The organism is Streptomyces sp. Sge12, from assembly GCF_002080455.1.
In the GTDB taxonomy this organism is placed as follows: Bacteria; Actinomycetota; Actinomycetes; order Streptomycetales; family Streptomycetaceae; genus Streptomyces.
Map to the genome: position 1 here is coordinate 1,276,323 of NZ_CP020555.1, position 16,838 is coordinate 1,293,160.

Here is a 16,838-nt window from a genome sequence, read left to right on the forward strand (position 1 = left end):
GTGACGGATCCAGCCACGGACCACACCTCGCACACACAACAGGTGTCTGATGGAGGCGATGTGAAGGGCCGGATCGACCGGTTCGTCCGCTCCCGGGTGGTCCCCCGCGAGGCGGTGCTGGACGGGGGCGGCCCGGCCGCCGCCGCCGCACTGGCCGAACTGCGGTGCCGGGCCCGGGAGGAGGGGCTGTGGGCGCTGCCGCTACCCGTGGAACTGGGCGGCGGCGGGCTGGACTTCCGTACGTACGCCGGCCTGGCCGAGGTGGAGGGGGCCAGCGACCACGGTCCGGCCGCGCTGGGGTCCGCCCCGCTCCTCGATGTGACGATGCTGGCGCGGCACGGTGGGGCCGCGGTCCGCGAGGCGTACCTGAAACCGCTGGTCGCCGGGGAGGTGCGGACCTGCTACGCGATGACCGAACCGGACGTCCCCGGCACCGACCCGTTCGGGACCGGCACGCGCGCCGAGCCCGGGCCGGACGGAAGCTGGACCGTCACCGGCCGCAAGTGGTTCACCTCCGGCGCCGCCGGGGCCGACCTGGTGACGGTCATGGCCCGCACCGGTGGGAGCCCCGGTGACCGCGAGGGGCTGTCGCTGCTGCTCGTACCCACCGCGTCGCCCGGCTTCCGCGTCGTGCGCGAACTCCCCGTCCTCGGGGCGGGGGGCCAGTACGAGATCGAACTGGACCGGGTGCGCGTCCCGGCCGACCACCTCCTCGGCGCACCCGGGGACGCCCTCGCCATCGCCGGGGAGCGGCTGGCGCTCGGCCGTACGCTGCGCTGCCTGCGCTGGCTCGGCCAGGCGCAGCGCGCCTTCGACCTCATGTGCGCGCGGGCGGCCGCCCGCAGCGGATCCCGCGGGCCCCTCGCCGACCAGCAGTTGATCCAGAGTCACGTCTTCGACGCGCTACTGGCCCTGCGCACCACCCGCCCCCTCGTCCACGAGGCCGTGGCCCTGATCGACGCCGGGCGGGACGCGCGTACGGAGGTGGGGCTCGCCAAGGTCGCGGCCGCGCGCATGCTCCAGCAGGTGGCGGACTCGGCCATCCAGGTCCACGGCGCCGCCCGCATCCTGGACGGCCCGGACGAACTCCACATCACCTCCGTGGCCCGCCGCGTCCTGCGCCCGTACGAGTAGGGTCGGTTGAATGGACGACGCGATGTATCAGCCGACGGAAGAAGACCTGGAGCCGGCCGGGCGTGCCGCGCCTGCCGCCCCTGCCGCGACGCAGTCCCTGCCTTTCCATCACAGCTATCTCGATGCTGTTCGCACCGGGCGGAAGACGACCACCGTCCGGCTCCGGAACACGGTGGGGACGGGCCCGGTGGACCTGGTGTTCGAGTTGGACGACGAGATGGTGCTGCCCGGCGAGGTCACTCGGGTCACCTCCAAGCGCGTCGGCGAGTTGACCGACGCGGACGCCGTCGCGGACGGATTCCGCGATCTGGCCGAGCTGCAGGACAGGCTGCGGTTCCACTACCCCCGCATCGAGGCGACCGACGACGCCACCATCGTCCACTTCCGTCTGACGGGTTGATCGTCCGGCGGGCCGGCAGGGCTGCGTGCGGCGGCCCGGCTCGGGAGGCGGGGTGGCAGGATGACGTGGTGCCCGAAACTCTGCGTGAACTGTGGCTGCGCGGCCTCGCCTTCAACGACGCGGCGCCCGCCGACGTGCTCGTACGTCTCCTGGAGGAAGCAGCCGGTGAGGCCGGCCTGCTGATGTGCGAGGGGCGCGACCTGCCCGACGCCGTCGTCGACGAAGCCCTCCACCACCCCGTCGAGCGGATCCGCCGCGCCCTCGCCCACAACCTGCACGTCGACCCCGCACGGCTGGCTCCCCTGGCATCGGACCCTTCGGGACTCGTCCGCGCGAATTTCGCCCGCGGCAGCCGGCACCAGCCCCGGTGGGTCCGGCCCCTGCCGTACGACATCCTCGCCACCTTCCTGACCGCCCGGGAAGGAGGCGAGGACGGCAGGCTCAGCGAACAGGACATCATCGGGGAGCTCTGGTGCTCCCGGCAGATCCCGCTGTCCTTCGCTCAGGACATGGCCGGTCACGACCACCCCGCACTCCGCACGAGCGCCGCCTACCAGTGGCAGTCGCTCAGCGCTGCGCAGCGGGACGCCCTGCTCGACGACCCCGACCCCGGGGTGCGGAAGGCGGCGCGGGAGAGCAGCTGGGTGCTGGACCCGGAGGCGGTGGAGGCCAGGCTGCCTCCCATCGGATCACGCCACGCGGTGTCCGTGCTCTGCAGCTACGCCCTGTCACCGGCAGTCGTCGAGCTGTGCTTCGCGCACGACTTGGTGAACCCGCTGGCCCGGAACCGCCATACCCCGGCCGACGCCCTGGCCCGGCTCGCCCGCCACCCCGATACGGAGATCCGCAGGCTGATCGCCACCCGGCCCGACCTGGGACCGGCGGCGGCGGAGCTGAGGCAGGATCCGGACGCGGACGTGCGGATGCGTGCCCGCCTCCAGCCCTCCATCCGGACCTGGGTCGAATTCGACGCGGTCCAGCGTGTGGTCGACCACGGTCGCGACTGCACCTGCCCGATCACGAAGCCGGCCACCGAGCCGTCGCCCGACTGGTTCGCCGCCTGCGCGGCGTCCGGGGAACCGGTGCTCCGCCGCGTTGCGGCGAGCCGGCCCGGCCTGCCCGCAGATCTCGTCGAGGCACTCGCGCAGGACGAGGACGAGGGGGTACGGATCCGGCTGGCCTGCCACCACCCCCTGGCTCCGCCGCACCTCCTGCTGGACGTCTTCGTGACCCGCCCCGCCCACCGCCCGCACCTGCTGACCCTGTCCGCGTTCCCCCGCACCGGCCTGACCCACCTCATCGGCCACCCGGACCCCGAGGTACGCGCCCTGGCCGCGGCCGATCCCGACCTGCGCAGACCGCCGGTGGACGACCCGGACGAGTCGGTACGCCGGGCGGCCGCCGCCAACCCGTCCCTGGCACCGGAGACTCTGGAGACCCTCCTCACCGACCTCCGCACCGCAGAGGGCGCCGCGGCCAACCCGTCCCTCCCGGCCGACCGCATGCACGCACTCCTCGACCACTGCCTGAACGGCGCCGCCACCGCGCAGGCGGCGGCCGGACGCCGATAGACACCCCCCGAAGAGACGGCCTAGACGTGCACCTCGGGGGGAAAGCCCGTCCAGCGCAGCTCGGGGGGCAGGTGCCGCATGTCGTTGGAGATGAGGACGGAGGCCGGCCGGCCGGGCGCGTATCGGATGACCGTGAGAGCGGCGTTGGCGTGGTTGAGACCGAGCCAGCGCCATTGCGGCGCATGCATGGCGTCCCGGACGAGCCAGGCGACGAGGAAGTTGTGGGTGACGACCAGTTCGTGCCGGTCCTCCTCGCCGTCCACCGGCCCGGTGAACATGTCCAGCGCCTGCCGGGCCAGCGCAGGTCCCTGCTCCCGCTCCTCCGCGGTGGCGCCGGCGAGGAAGCGGAGGAAGAAGTCCGCTGATTCTGCCGGGAGTTCCTCTCTCATGGGCATGTGGGGAACGTAGTCGCCGGCAACGTCCGAAACACGCAGGGGAATGTCCTCCAGCTGCTCGCCGATCAGCCGTGCGGTCTGTTCCGCCCGGGGCAGCGGGCCATGGTGAACAGCTGCGAGAGGGACGCCCCGGAGGCGTTGGCCGAGCAGCACCGCTTGCCGACGGCCGCCTTCCGTCAGCCCGCCCTCCTCCGAGGCTGCCTCGCCGTGCCGCACCAGATAGAGGTAACGGGTAGCCGTGCCGGTCATCACACACTCCTCTGCGCCCACTGACGATCTTGTGCATCGATGGACGCCGCCGCTTACGGCGCCGGTTCCCTCCGCCCGTCCGAGAGACGGGCTAGATACGGGTGATGTCGACGACGCCGTGCAGGGCGGCGAGGGCGAGGGCCAGGAAGAAGTCGCCCCAGACGAGTTCGTGCCGGACCGCCAGGTCCTTGCCCGCGTCGTAGCAGCCGTCCAGCAGCATTCCGGGCGGGCGCCCGGAGCCCGGGCCGCTGACATGGCGCGCCACGAGCCGGTCGAGGATCACCCCGGCGCGGTCCGCGTACTGCGCCGCACGGGGACCGGGCACCCGGGCGAGTTTCAGCAGGGCGACCGCGGTGATCGCGGCGGCCGAGGTGTCGAGCGGCCCGCCCGGCCGGGCGTCGTCGGCCGCCGGGACCGGGAACGCCCCCTGCGCGAGCAGGAGTTCGGAAACCGTGTCGAGCCGGTCGGCGGCGCGGGCGGGGCCGGCCGCCGCGAGCTCCGGGCGCACCCGGGCGTCGGCCACCGCCAGGAGCAGCCAGGCCCGTCCGCGGCTCCAGCCCGGTGGCGGGTCGGCGCAGGGCTGCCAGCCCGTGCCCGCGTCGAAGCGCAGGGCGGGGGTGAGCACCGCAGGAGCCGGCGCCCCGGGAGTCTTGGCTGCGGGAGCCTTCGCCGCCGGGTTCGCTCCGAGGCAGAGGTCGAGGTGGCGGTGGAGGTGCTCGGCCGCGGCGGCGACGCCCTGCGGTCCGGCCCCGGCCAGCAGCGGCACCGTACCCGGCACGCCGTCGACGCGGGCCAGCAGGCGCGGCCCGCCGAGGGCGTCCCCCCAGGGAACGAGCCCCAGTTCACGGTCGTGGGCCGCAAGTACCGCCCGGGCGGCCCGGGTCCGGAGGGCGGCGGCCCCGGCGTCGTCGCCGGCGGGTGCGGTCCCGTACCAGAGGATCAGGCCGCGGGTGGCGGTGTCGGCCGCGACCCACGGTTCGATCCGAGCCGTGCACGCGGCCGCGGCGCGCCGGTCGGCCTCCGCGCCGGTGTACCGCGCCCGCAGCCAGAGGAGGCCCGCCCAGAACCCGCCGGTCCACGAGCCCCGTCCGGTGGTCGTCCAGCGCCCGTCGTCCGGTGCGGCGTACAGCGGGAAGCGGGGTCCCACGGCCTCCGCGGTCACCGCCACCCGTTCCATGACGGCTTCGAGGGCCGGGCCGAGCCCGGCCCCGGCGGCGCTCATGCCGCGCCCTCGCGCCGGTCCCGTACGGCCCACAGGAACGCGACGGCGCCCGCCGCCGCGAACTCCGCCGCCACCAGCAGCCAGCCCGGACCGTACCGGCCGCTCTGCGCGAGCAGTCCGAACAGGGGCGGGCCCACGGCGAATCCGCCGAAGAACCCGGCCGCGACCAGCGCCGAGTCCTGCCCGGCCCGGCCGGGCGCGGCCCGCTGCATGACGAGCACCATCGAGACGGCGTTGCCCGATACGGCGAACACGCCCACGGCGATCGCCCCGACCCACACCAGCGGGCCCGCCACCACGGCGGCCGCCAGCAGGGCCGCCGCGGCCAGGGCCCCGCAGGCCAGCCAGCCGGGGAGCCATTCGGCCCGCCCGGGCCGGGCCGCCTTCGACCATCCCACCCGGCCCACGATCCCCGCCACGCCGAGTACGGCGACCAGGGCGGCCGCCGCCGTCGGCCCCATGCCCAGCCGCTGCGCGCCGAAGAGGGCCAGGTAGGTGTTGACCGAGGCGATGCCGGCGCCGAGGAACAGCGAGAACACTGCCAGCCAGGCCACCATGCCGTGCGGCACGAGCGCCGTCCGGGGCCCGGCGGGCGGCGGGGGCGGGTCGGCCGGCAGGACGCGCAGGGCCCACAGCCCGGCGAGCAGGGCGGCGCCGGAGCCGGTCCAGACGGCGCCGCGCCAGCCGATGCCGCCCGCGAGCAGGGCGAGCGGCAGGCCGGCCGCGAAGGCGCCCAGTTGCACACCGGACTGCTTGAGCCCGGTCACCGCGCCCCGCCGGGCGGGCGGGACGGCGCGCAGCACCGCCTTGTTGGTGGCCGGGTTGGCCAGTGCCTGGGGTACGCCGCCCAGTGCGACGGCGCCGAGCAGCAGACCGGCGCCGGGGGCGGCGCCGATCAGGGCGAGCGCCGCCGCGGACAGCAGCAACAGGACCACCAGCGAGCGTCGCGGGCCGATCCGGTCCACGATGCGGCCGCCCGCCGGGGACAGCACGGCGGCCGTACCGAATCCGATCGTGGTGGTCAGGCCCAGGACCGCGGGTGACACGCCGAGTTCGGTCACCAGGCGCGGGCCCAACGCCCCCAGGAGGAACAGCTGGAGCATGGAGAACGCCATGGCGCAGGTGAGGAGTACGGTCAACTGCCGTCCCGCCCCGTCCTCTTCCTCCGTCGGCGATGCGGTCGCCGTCCCCTCCGCGGCCACGAAGTCTCCCTTCCCAGGACGTTGAACTCTTCGACCGAGCGGGTAGGCAGTCGGATGGACCGGCGGGGCGGTTCCCCCGGTCCCTTGTGCCCTGCACCACACGAGGCGGGCGGCCCCCGCCATGACACGGCAGGACGCGGGAACTTGTCCGGAAGTGCGCACCCTGATGTGTGGCTCGAGCGGCCGGTGCAAGGATGAGCCCTCCATGAACCCGGTCCGCTGTTTACGTGCCGTGAGGGCTGCGATGTTCGCAGCCCTCTGTGTGCTGCTCGCGGCCACCGGCCACCTGCTCATGTCGGGCGCGGCAGTGCCCTGGTGGGCCCTGGCCGTCGCCCTCCCCGGCACGGCGGCCACCGCGTGGGCCCTCGCCGGGCGGGAGCGCGGGCTGCCGGCCGTCACGGCGGCGGCCGTCGCCGTCCAGGCCGTGCTCCACACCGGTTTCACCCTCGCCCAGTCCCTCGTGCCGGCCGCCCCGACGGCCGGATCCGGGCAGATGCCGCAGCCGCCGTCCGGCGTCGGAATGCCGGAAGCCGCTGCTCACGCGCACCATGCGATGCACGGGACCGCGGACACCGCGTCCTCCCTGACCTCCCTGACCGTGACGACCGGTGCGACCGGTGCGACCGCCGCAACCGGCGGGCCGCTGCCGGGCGGTATGCACGAAGCGGCCGCCATGTCACCGACCGGCATGCTCGCGGCCCACGTGCTGGCCGCCGTGCTGTGCGGGCTGTGGCTCGCCCACGGCGAGCGGGCCGCCTTCCGCGTGGTGCGCGCCGTCGCCGCCCGCCTCTGGACTCCGCTGCGCCTGCTGCTCCGTACGGCCGTACCCGTACGCCGGCCGGCCGGCCGGATGAGCCGGCGGCGGGCCCACCGCGCACCGCGCCGGCTGTTCCTCGCCCACGCCATCACCTCACGCGGTCCGCCCGTGGGAACCGCTGTCCTCTGACAGCTGGTTCCCCGAGCCGCGTCCGCGACCGCTACCGCACCCGTATGCCGCGCCTCGGGCCTCGGCCATGCCCTCCGGCAGGCCGCTCCCCCACCGGCCCCGCCCGCTCGCGGGCGCCGGACACCCCTTGCCCGTAAGGACCTTGTGGCGATGACTGCTGCCCTGACGACCCCTTCCTGTACCGCCGGCGACCGGCCGGCCCGGCGCACCCCCGACTCCGACGCGGAGGTGACCCGGCTGGCGCTGGAAGCCCGGGACGGCGATCCGGTGAAGACGGACCGCTTCGTCCGCGCGCTCCAGCGTGACGTCTGGCGCTACGTGGCCTACCTGAGCGCGGACACCCAGGCCGCCGACGACCTCACCCAGGACGTGTTCCTGCGCGCGCTGGCGAGCCTGCACCGCTTCGAGGGCCGTTCCTCCGCGCGGACCTGGTTGTTGTCCATAGCCCGCCGCACGGTGGTGGACAGCCTCCGGCACGCGGCGGCCCGGCCCAGACTCTCGGACCGATGCGACTGGCAGACGGCCGCCGAGCAGACCCAGCCGTACGACGTGCCGGGCTTCGAGGACGGCATCGCCCTGGCGGAGCTGCTCGCCCTGATCCCGTCCGAGCGCCGGGAGGCCCTGGTACTGACCCAGTTGCTGGGGCTGTCCTACGCGGAGGCGGCCACGGCCGTCGGCTGCCCGATCGGTACGGTCCGCTCCCGCGTGGCCCGTGCCCGCACGTCGCTCATCGCGCTGCTGACGGACACCCGTACGTCCGATCCCGTGCCGGAGCCGCCGGCTCCGCGGCCCGACCGCACCGCCTCCGGAACCACCCGGACTGCGGTCGAGCGCACGCTCACGGCGGTGGCCCCCACCTGATCCTCCGTACGGACGGGCGGGAGGGTGGGAGGGGCTGCGGGGCGCACACGGCGCTCCGCAGCCCCTCCCGCGTCTTCGCGCACCGTTTCCCGGCCCGGCACGGGCGCGCGGGCACAACGCGACGGCCGTCCGGGGCGCCGGGCGGGGCCGGCCGGCAGTGGTCCGCGGCCGCGCGGAGCGGCGTCCGGGCAGGTAGTCGTCGGGCAGGGGCGCGCACGCTGACCTGGCCTTCGGCCACCGCGCGCACATGTGGGGCATGCATGCGCCACACGGGCGGTGCGGCGGCATGACGGCGCGGCACGCAGACATGCCGCGGCGGCGCCCGGCCACATGGGCGGACGCGCGGCAAGATATCAGCCTTCCGCGGAGTCGCCGGGATGTTTGTCCGATGGTGATGTCCTCCGGCAGCGGCGGCGCGCCCGGCACTAGCGTCCCGTCACACCCCGGGAATGCGGGTGTGCACCGCACGGCAAGTGCGGCCCCTCCTGCCCCGCCACCCCCTCCCGGCCCCTGGAGCGAGGAGGCACTGTGCTGTCAATGCGGCGGAGATCCATCAGCAGCTTGTCGATGGCGACGAGATACACGATCGGAAGCGGCCTCGTCATCAGCGCCCTTGCCCTCACGCTGATCGCGTTGCTGATACCCGTGGACAGTTTCGGCAGCCGTGCCTCGGCCGCCGTCACGGGTCCGGCGGGCGATGACGACGGCGGTGGCACCGTGAGCACCGCCTACGGCCCGCTGACGGCCGCGGACCGCGACTTCGTCCGCAAGGTCCGGCTCGCGGGACTGTGGGAGCTGCCCGCCGGCCGCCAGGCCCAGCAGCGAGGGTCCCGACCCGCGATCAAGACGGCCGGCCAGCACCTCATCGACGGTCACACCGAACTGGACCGACAGGTCATCCAGGTCGGTCAGGCCCTCGGTGTCGATCTGCCCAACCAGCCGTCCGCGCAACAGCAGGACTGGCTGGGCCAGATGAACCGCGCACGCGGAGAGGAGTACGAACGACTGTTCGTCCAACTGCTGCGCCGAGCTCACGGAAAGGTGTTCGCCCTGCTGGCCGGAATCCGGTCACAGACCAAGAACTCGATGGTCCGGGCCCTCGCCACGTCCGCCAATGCCACGGTTCTGGACCACATCACGGTCCTCGAAGACACCGGACTCGTCGACTTCGACGCGCTTTCCGACAATGTCCAACCGACGAAGTGAAGTGATCGCATGAGTAAAAAGGGCCACAAACGCCCACGGCTGTCGAACAAGGTCCTGGGCGTGATATCCGCGCTCGTACTGGGCGGTGGCGGGGTCGCCGTCGTCGCCGGAAACGCGTCCGCCGGCCAAGGGGGCAATCGTGCGCAAGAGATGACCACCACCATCGACTGCCCCGACGTGGGAGAGAAGCTCACCGCGGTCCCCGATCAGGCCAAGCCCGCGGTCGACGAGAACCTCGCCAAGCTGGACAACCAGGTGGCCGACGCCTACAAGAGGCTCGCCGCGGGCAAGGCCAAGGGCGACGCCGCCCTCCTCGGCGATCTGAAACAGCAGCGCGACAAGACGATCAAGGGCATGACCGATGCGATGGGCGGTGCCGGCCAGGCTCCGGCGGAGCTGCAGAAGTTGAGCGCGTGCACGGTCAAACAGGCTCCCGCGGCGGACGACGCCGCTGCCGCGGCCGCGAGCAAGGGCGAGCAGGGCGTCGCCGCCCAGGCCGCCGGGCAGAAGGGCGGTCCGGCCAAGAACGACTTCGTCAACATCACCAAGATCCGGCCGAACGTGAAGACCCCCGCGGCCGGGGGGAACGCCTCGAAGGGATCCTTCACCTCACAGTGCGGCCGCAACGAGAACGGCCACTTCAACCCCGACAACGTCATCGTCGCCCCCGGTGTCTCCAACGGCGCCCACCACATGCACGACTACGTGGGCAACAACTCCACCGACGCCTTCTCCACCAACGACAGCCTCGCCAAGTCCGGCACCACCTGCGGCAACGGCGACCAGTCCAGCTACTACTGGCCCGTGCTGCGGTTGCGCGACGGCAAGGTGGAACGCGACGCCAAGGCTCCCGGCGGCGGCCAGGACGGCAACGTCGGCACCATCCTCCAGCCGAAGCAGGTGTCGATCACCTTCAAGGGCAGCCCCGCCGGCAAGGTCACGGCCATGCCCCGCTTCCTGCGCATCATCACCGGTGACGCCAAGGCCTTCACCAACGGCACGGCCAACGCCAACGCCTCGTGGAGCTGCACCGGATTCGAGAACCGCCAGCTGAAGGACAAGTACCCGGTCTGCCCCAAGGGCAGCGACGTCGTGCGCTCGTTCACCTTCCAGAGCTGCTGGGACGGCAAGAACATCGACAGCGCCAACCACCGGACGCACGTGGCCTTCCCCGACAAGAACGGCCGCTGCCAGAACGGCTTCAAGGCCATTCCGCAGCTGGTGATGCGCCTCACCTACGGGGTGGCGCCGGGTGCCCGCTTCGCCGTCGACAGCTTCCCCGAGCAGTTGCACAAGCCGGTGACCGACCACGACGACTTCATCAACGTGATGTCGAACGGCCTGATGAACAAGGCCGTCGGCTGCATCAACGAAGGACGCAACTGCCGCTGATACCGGCGGCATTACACCCCCTCCACTCCCGGGCCGGACGCTCCCCCTCCTCCACCACCGCGTCCGGTCCGGGACAGGTGTTGGCCCGGAGCCGACTTCGGGCCAACACCGCAGGTGTGTACGGAGCCCCGGCGTCCTGACCGCGTCCCGGCCACCGCACACACAGAACAGTCCGGCCCGGCCCCGTGATACGGGGCCGGGCCGGACTGTGTGCGGTGCGAGGGTGTGGTGGGCCGCTGTTGCCTTCGGTACTACAGACCGTTGACGCGGGCCATCCGGCCGACTACCAGGGGGGTGAAGTCGGCCTGGATCACGCGGGCGGCCCTGCGGCCCACCCGCGAGTGCTGACGGCGCACCTGGGCCATCAGCCGGCGGCTGCGCAGGGCCATCTCCAGCTCGAAGCGGGTACGGGGGTCCCGCAGGCCGGTGCCGAAGAGCTTCTCCAGCTGACGCATCCGGTACCGGACCGTCTGCGGGTGCACACTCAGTGCCTTGGCGGCCTCGGGCGCCCCGCCGCCTTCCAGCCAGGCGAGCAGGGTCACCTCCAGCCGCTCGCTCTGGCGGGGGGTGAGGTCGGCCAGCGGGCGCAGCCAGCGGGCGGCGAGCGCGTGGGCCAGGGGCTCGTCCTGGAGAAGCAGGAGGGTCGAGAGGTGGTCGTCCACGAAGACGGGCCTGACCTCGACACCCGGGCGGGCGGGTGTCAGTGCGGACAGGCGCAGGGCCCAGCGCAGCGAGGAGGCCGTGTCGCGGAGCGGCACGGCGTGGCCCACGGCCGCGAACCGGCCGCGCAGCAGGTGTTCCAATGGGGCGCGGTTGTCCGGGTCGGTGCTGGGGACGAGCAGGCACGGACGGCCCGCGAACATGCCGACCAGTGCGTGGTCCAGTACGGCGGCGAGCTGTTGGGTCTCGCCGGGCGTGGCCGGCACGATGGCCCGCACGGCCGGCGGGAGGGGCCAGCCGGCCGCCTCCGCGAGCTCGCTGAGGGACATCTCGGACGCGGCCCTGTCATCGGTGAGGGTCTTGAAGAGGTCCTGGCGTGCCTGCTCGCTCCCACGGACGCCATCGCGGCGACCGTCGTGGCGGCCCTCGTGCCGGGCGTCGTGCCGGGCTTCGAGTCGTGCTTCGCGGAGGCCGACGGGGCGGACCTCGCGAACGCCGTCGGCGCGGACCTCGCGGAGGCCCTCGTGCCGGCCCTCGTGCGTGACCTCGCACTCCTCCCGGGCCGCGAGTCCGGGCTCGATCCCGGATGCGGACCCGGATGCGGTCCCGTGCCGAGCCTTGCTCTCGAACTTGTTCTCGACCTTGACGTGGTTCTCGATCTCGTCCTCGCTCTCGGCCTGTTCATCGTGCCCGTCCGGTGCTTGTTCCCGGGGTTGTTCCTGGTAGCCGAGGACGGTGAGGAGTGCCTCTTCCACCCGCTGCCGGAACAACTCGTCATCAATGGCATCGTTGTCATCGATAAGTGCGGAAAATTCCGGAATTCCATGCAGAAGCTCCTCCACTATCTCGGCGGCCAGCGCGGGGAGTTCCCTGCGCAGGACGCGCGTCCACTCGCCACGTGGGCGGGACCAGATGCGGTTCAGAAGTTCGCACATCGTTTTCCTCGTTCGTGCCGGGGTGAGGCTTGTCCGGGGAAGAGCGACAAGCCCGCCGAGGTTGCCCCCCGTGTCAACATCCTTGTCTGACACGAGAGTTGCGGCCCTCGTACTCCCTCCTGGAGAGGTCCAGCCACTTACGGTCCCGTTCCTTTGCCTTGTTTTTGCCGTCGGGGACGCGTAGGTGGCGGGCGGCGCGGTGGCCTGTCGCAACCTCCGCTGGAGGGGAATCTTCCGGTGTTGTTCGATGCGCCGTAGACGCGGTGCGAGAAATTATCACGTTTCGATAAATCCTGTGGAGCTGCTGTGCAGCTCCACGATGCTGCTGCACTCCGGCTGCCCCAAGTTCCCTCGGCCGGCGCGGAGTTTCACAGCGCTGCCGGGCACGACGACATCGACCCCCGGGTGCCGAGCGCCAGGTGGAGTGCTCGGAGCCCAGGCGCACAGGAGAACTGGATGCCCCTGCCCCAGCCTCACATGCCCAGCTCACACAGAGCCCGCCGCAGAAGCCGCCACGCGGCTGCGGCTCCGGCGGCCGGAAGGAGGGCCGTCAGGCGGCCCTCCCTCCTTTCCACGCCCGGACGGCTGAGTCCCGGCGTGCTCTGCGCCGCGGGCGCGGCCATCGTGGCCATCACCGTGGCTGCCCGCGCAGGCGCCTTCAGCAAGCTATGGGAGTTCCTCGACTTCGGGGCGGGCGTACTGTCGCTCGTCTCGCTCACCGCCACCGTCCTGTGGGGACTGGCCGCGACCGACCGGGTGATCCTGGGCTCGGGCCACCGGCTGGTCGCCCAGGCGGCACACCGCGGCCTCGCCGTGTCGGGCCTCGGTTTCCTCGCCCTGCACATCTGGGTCAAGATCGCCGGCCAGCGGACGACCGCTTCGTCCGCGCTCGTCCCCTTCACGGACCAAGCCCGGCCCGTTCTGGTCGGACTCGGCACCTTGGCCGGATACCTCTTCATAGCGGTGGCCATTTCAGGCGCGGCGCGCAGCGCATTCGCCACCAACCGCCGCTCGGTGTTGTGGCGCGCCCTGCACTTCGGCGCCTATCCGGCATGGGGCGCCTCACTGGTGCACGGCCTGAAGTCGGGCCGCGCCGCCGACACCTGGGTCACGGCCGCCTACGGGCTGGCCCTGCTCGGCATCGTCGGTGTGCTCGTACTGCGCGTCAGGACCCGGATCCAGTACGCGGCCTCCCTGCCGCCGGTACCCGCGCCCGTGCCGCAGACACCCGTCAAGGCCACCGTCCCCCGGCCGAGGCGCTCGACGCGGCCGGCAGCAGCGGCCGTGACCGCCGCACCGGCTCCGCCACCCCTGTCCGAAGAGCCACCGCGTACCGCTGTGTACGCGCCCATCCGGGCCGGTGGTCCCGCCGACGGCGAGGACTTCGCCACCCGAGGGCGGCAGATGTGAGCGGCGACCCGCGCCCCAGCCTCGGCTGCGTGGGCGCCCCCCGGCTGCTGGCCGGACTCGACCAGGCCGCGCGGCTCGACCGCGTGGCCCATTTGACGACACACGGCCAGATGCCCCGCTACCGGCCGGAGGAACTCGTCGACCTCGCCGACAACATCGACCTGCGCGGCCGCGGAGGTGCGGGCTTCCCCTTCACCCGCAAGCTCCGCGCCGTCATGCGCGCGGCACGCGCCGGGGACGGGCAGACCGCAGTCGTCGTCAATGGCAGCGAGGGCGAGCCGAGTTGCCTCAAGGACACCGCACTGCTGCTGCACGCCCCCCATCTGGTGCTCGACGGGGCCCTGCTCGCCGCCGCCGCGCTGAACTCGGAGGACGTCGTGGTGGGCGTCACCCGGGGGGACGTGGAGCAGTCGCTGCGCCAGGCCGTCGCGGAACGCGGCCCGGCAGGGCGCCGGGTCCAGATCACCCGGCTGCCCGAACGCTTCGTCACCGGCGAGGGAACGGCGCACGTGAACGGCCTGAACGGCGGACCGACGCTGCCGTCCGGACAGAAGGTGCGCACCAGTGACCGGGGCCTGAACGGCATGCCCACCCTGTTCTCCAACACCGAGACCTTCGCCCAGCTCGCCGTCGCCGCCCGGCTCGGCGCGCTGGACTACCGGACGACCGGCCTGCCCAGCGAGCCGGGCACCGTCCTGCTGACCGTCGCGGGCACCACGGTCGTCGAGACGCCGAGCGGAGCCGCGCTCTCCTACATCCTGGAGCTGTGCGGCACCGATCCGGGCCAGGGCGTCCTGGTCGGCGGCTATCACGGCAAATGGCTCGATCCGGCGTCCGCACGTGCCGCCGAGATCTCACGCGAGTCCCTCGACAGGCTGGGCGCGCGGCTGGGGGCGGGGGCGGTGCTGCCGCTGCCCATGGACACCTGCCCGGCCGGCGAAGTGGCACGGGTGACCCGCTGGATGGCGAAGGAGTCGGCCGGCCAGTGCGGTCCCTGCGTGCGGGGGCTGCCCGCGATCGCCGACGTACTGGATGACGCCATCCGGGGCGGGGGCAGACCCGCCCTCGAGATGTTGGAGATCCGGATGAAGGCCGTCCTGCGGCGCGGCGCGTGCAGCCACCCCGACGGAACCTCGGCCTTCGTCGCCTCGGCGCTGAGGACCTTCCCGGACGAGTTCAGGGACCACGCGCTCGGCAGCGGCTGCGGCCGACGGGTCCTGGGCGCCCTTCCGCTGCCCGAGGACGACGAGAGCCCGGAACGGCTGCTGGTCGACTGGACCCTGTGCAAGGGCCACGGGCTGTGCGTGGACGTCCTGCCCGATGTGGTCCGGCTCGACGTGGACGGCTTCCCTGCGGAGGCGTCCATGGCCGTACCCCGCCAGCTGCGGCAGAAGGCGCTGCGCGCGGTGCGCCGCTGCCCGGCCCTCGCGCTGCGCATCCAGGACTGAACCAATGCCCCGGGTTCAATGTTGGCGCGATCTGACAAATTCCCGGGGATATTCGCTTCCGCCGGTGCGGGCCCCGTATCAATTACCGGGGGCAAGGAAACGCGGAACCGAACCTGAAGGAGAGATCGTGAAGAAAATGCGTCGCGAGATATTCGCCGTGTCGGCAGTCGCGGTACTGATGATGACGGCCGCATGCGGAAGCTCGGACAATTACGGGGGAAAGGCACCCGCAGTTCAGCCGGTGGGCGACAGCAAACAGGCCGGATCCGCCGACGACATCTACGGAGGCGGCGCCGGAGGCGGCGCGGTACCCGCGGGCCAGCTCGGCAAGACCGGGCCGGCCGGCCAGATGAAGGTGAGCGAGATCCAGGGCCTGGGCGCCGCGGTCACCGACAGCGAGGGCTTCACGCTCTACCGGTTCGACAAGGACACGCCCAAGCCCCCCAAGTCCAACTGCGAGGGCGACTGCGCGGCGACCTGGCCCGCGGTGGCCGCGGAAGGCGCCTCGGTCAGCGCGGGGATCGACGCGGCCCTCCTCGGCTCCGTCGAACGGTCGGACGGTACGAAGCAGCTCACGGTCGCCGGCTGGCCCGTGTACCGCTACGCCAAGGACGCCAAGGCGGGCGACGCGCTCGGCGAGGGCGTCGGCGGCACCTGGCACGCACTGGGTCCCGGCGGCAAGCCCGCGGGCAAGGGCGCGGCCGCCGGTGCCGAGAAGGAGAAGGAGGAGAAGAAGGAGGAGAAGCCCGCGGAGGAGGCGAAGGCCTCCGGACTCACCGCCGTGCAGAACCCGGAGCTCGGCACGCTCGTCGAGGACGCGGAGGGCAAGACCCTCTACCGGTTCGACAAGGACAGCGCGTGGCCGATGAAGATCGGCTGTGTGGACGCCTGCACGGACACCTGGAAGCCCGCCAAGCCCGTCGACAAGGCGAATGTGAACGGAGTCGCTCCCGAATTGATCGGGAAGGTGAAGCGCCCCGACGGCACCGAGCAATTGACCATCGACTGCTGGCCGGTTTACACATTTACCGGCGACAAGGAGCCCGGGGACACCACCGGGCACAACAACAAGGGTCTCTGGTTCGCCATCACCGACAAGGGCAAGAAGGCGAAGGTCGTCAACTAGGGAATTCCGCGGCGCACCGGTCCTGCCCCGAAAACGCGTGGTGCCCGGGTACCTCCCCGCCCGGGCGCCACGACCCCTTCCCGATCAGCCTGAGAGGTCGTCATGCCGTCCACCGAACGCCGCACCCGCCGCGCCCGGCGGATCCGCCCGTCCCTTCCGGCCGTTGCCGCGGTGTGCGTCGCCGCCCTGCTGTGCGGTGGCTGCGCCGCGAAGGCCTCGGCGCACCACACCCCGGCCGGTGCGAAGGAAACGGCCGCGGACACGGCCAAGGGGGCCGCGGCGGCGGGACCCGCAACCTCGATCGAGCAGATCGCCACGGCTATCGGCTGCACCGCCGAAGTGAACGTGGAGGCCGAGGAATTGCGCCAGGGCGGCTGTGAGGCCGGCCAGGTCATCTACCGCATGGTCACCTTCGCGGCGGAGCAGGGACTGCACTCCTGGCTGACCGAGGCCCGCATGTACGGCGGCATCTATCTGGTCGGCGACCGCTGGGTGGTCACCGCGCAGACGCAGGAAGCCCTGACCACGCTGCGCGGACGGCTCGGCGGCGAACTGCAGACCGGTGAGACCCACGGCGGGACCCACGGCGGGACCGACGGCAAGACGGACGGCAAGCCCGAGGGCGGGACCGGCGGCGAGACCCACGAAGGCGGCCACTCCGGCCAATAGGCCGTCTCCCCA

The 16,838-nt window shown here is 72.7% G+C and carries 15 protein-coding genes; 11 read left to right on the plus strand and 4 right to left on the minus strand.

The genetic code is table 11. The features are described 5' to 3' along the window. The 3 genes from B6R96_RS05805 (at position 1) to B6R96_RS05815 (ending at position 3,105) form a co-directional block, all read left to right on the plus strand. Entirely contained in the window at positions 1-1,134 is a 1,134-nt protein-coding gene (locus B6R96_RS05805; protein ID WP_237291338.1) for an acyl-CoA dehydrogenase family protein, read from the plus strand. 10 nt (positions 1,135-1,144) lie between these two features. Continuing rightward, complete coding sequence (locus tag B6R96_RS05810) at positions 1,145-1,534, plus strand: ASCH domain-containing protein (protein ID WP_081521838.1); 390 nt, start codon at positions 1,145-1,147, stop codon at positions 1,532-1,534. A gap of 68 nt (positions 1,535-1,602) precedes the next feature. Further along, positions 1,603-3,105 carry a hypothetical protein gene (locus tag B6R96_RS05815; protein ID WP_203351593.1) on the plus strand — a complete coding sequence of 501 codons (1,503 nt, stop codon included), beginning with the start codon at positions 1,603-1,605 and terminating at the stop codon, positions 3,103-3,105. A 20-nt stretch (positions 3,106-3,125) separates the two neighbouring features. On the opposite strand, the gene B6R96_RS05820 is transcribed toward B6R96_RS05815, so the two are convergent. The 3 genes from B6R96_RS05820 to B6R96_RS05830 form a co-directional block, all read right to left on the minus strand. After that, the gene (locus B6R96_RS05820) at positions 3,126-3,749 is read right to left on the minus strand and encodes a histidine phosphatase family protein (protein ID WP_081521840.1); all 624 of its coding nucleotides are present in this window, start codon (positions 3,747-3,749) and stop codon (positions 3,126-3,128) included. 91 nt (positions 3,750-3,840) lie between these two features. After that, positions 3,841-4,971: a sugar ABC transporter permease gene (locus tag B6R96_RS05825; RefSeq protein WP_081524996.1), complete on the minus strand. Its 1,131-nt coding sequence runs from the start codon at positions 4,969-4,971 to the stop codon at positions 3,841-3,843. Continuing rightward, entirely contained in the window at positions 4,968-6,173 is a 1,206-nt protein-coding gene (locus B6R96_RS05830) for an MFS transporter (protein ID WP_237291339.1), read from the minus strand. Before B6R96_RS05830 ends, B6R96_RS05825 begins: the two co-directional genes overlap by 4 nt. Before the next feature lie 244 nt (positions 6,174-6,417). Between B6R96_RS05830 and B6R96_RS05835 the strand changes: the two genes are divergently transcribed. From B6R96_RS05835 to B6R96_RS05850, 4 genes are all read left to right on the plus strand, one after another. Next, complete coding sequence (locus B6R96_RS05835; protein WP_237291340.1) at positions 6,418-7,119, plus strand: hypothetical protein; 702 nt, start codon at positions 6,418-6,420, stop codon at positions 7,117-7,119. 150 nt (positions 7,120-7,269) lie between these two features. After that, positions 7,270-7,980, plus strand: coding sequence for a sigma-70 family RNA polymerase sigma factor (locus B6R96_RS05840; protein WP_107475472.1), 711 nt, complete (start codon positions 7,270-7,272; stop codon positions 7,978-7,980). Between the two features lie 567 nt (positions 7,981-8,547). Then, on the plus strand, positions 8,548-9,186 hold the full coding sequence (locus tag B6R96_RS05845) for a DUF4142 domain-containing protein (protein ID WP_234431918.1): 639 nt from the start codon (positions 8,548-8,550) through the stop codon (positions 9,184-9,186). Between the two features lie 9 nt (positions 9,187-9,195). Next, positions 9,196-10,578 (plus strand): DUF1996 domain-containing protein, encoded by a 1,383-nt coding sequence (locus tag B6R96_RS05850; protein ID WP_030388792.1) that lies wholly within the window; start codon positions 9,196-9,198, stop codon positions 10,576-10,578. Between the two features lie 251 nt (positions 10,579-10,829). Here B6R96_RS05850 and B6R96_RS37950 read toward each other — a convergent pair whose 3' ends face one another. Then, on the minus strand, positions 10,830-12,173 hold the full coding sequence (locus B6R96_RS37950; protein ID WP_234437649.1) for a PucR family transcriptional regulator: 1,344 nt from the start codon (positions 12,171-12,173) through the stop codon (positions 10,830-10,832). A gap of 597 nt (positions 12,174-12,770) precedes the next feature. On the opposite strand from B6R96_RS37950, the gene B6R96_RS37640 reads away from it, so the two are divergent. From B6R96_RS37640 to B6R96_RS05875, 4 genes are all read left to right on the plus strand, one after another. After that, positions 12,771-13,583 (plus strand): hypothetical protein, encoded by an 813-nt coding sequence (locus B6R96_RS37640; RefSeq protein WP_203351594.1) that lies wholly within the window; start codon positions 12,771-12,773, stop codon positions 13,581-13,583. Then, on the plus strand, positions 13,580-15,031 hold the full coding sequence (locus B6R96_RS05865; RefSeq protein ID WP_030388789.1) for an NADH-quinone oxidoreductase subunit NuoF family protein: 1,452 nt from the start codon (positions 13,580-13,582) through the stop codon (positions 15,029-15,031). The genes B6R96_RS37640 and B6R96_RS05865 overlap by 4 nt, the downstream gene beginning before the upstream one ends. A 136-nt stretch (positions 15,032-15,167) precedes the next feature. Then, entirely contained in the window at positions 15,168-16,157 is a 990-nt protein-coding gene (locus tag B6R96_RS05870; RefSeq protein WP_081521842.1) for an SCO0930 family lipoprotein, read from the plus strand. Positions 16,158-16,259: 102 nt separating this feature from the next. After that, the gene (locus B6R96_RS05875; protein WP_081521843.1) at positions 16,260-16,826 is read left to right on the plus strand and encodes a hypothetical protein; all 567 of its coding nucleotides are present in this window, start codon (positions 16,260-16,262) and stop codon (positions 16,824-16,826) included. Positions 16,827-16,838 lie beyond the last annotated feature (12 nt).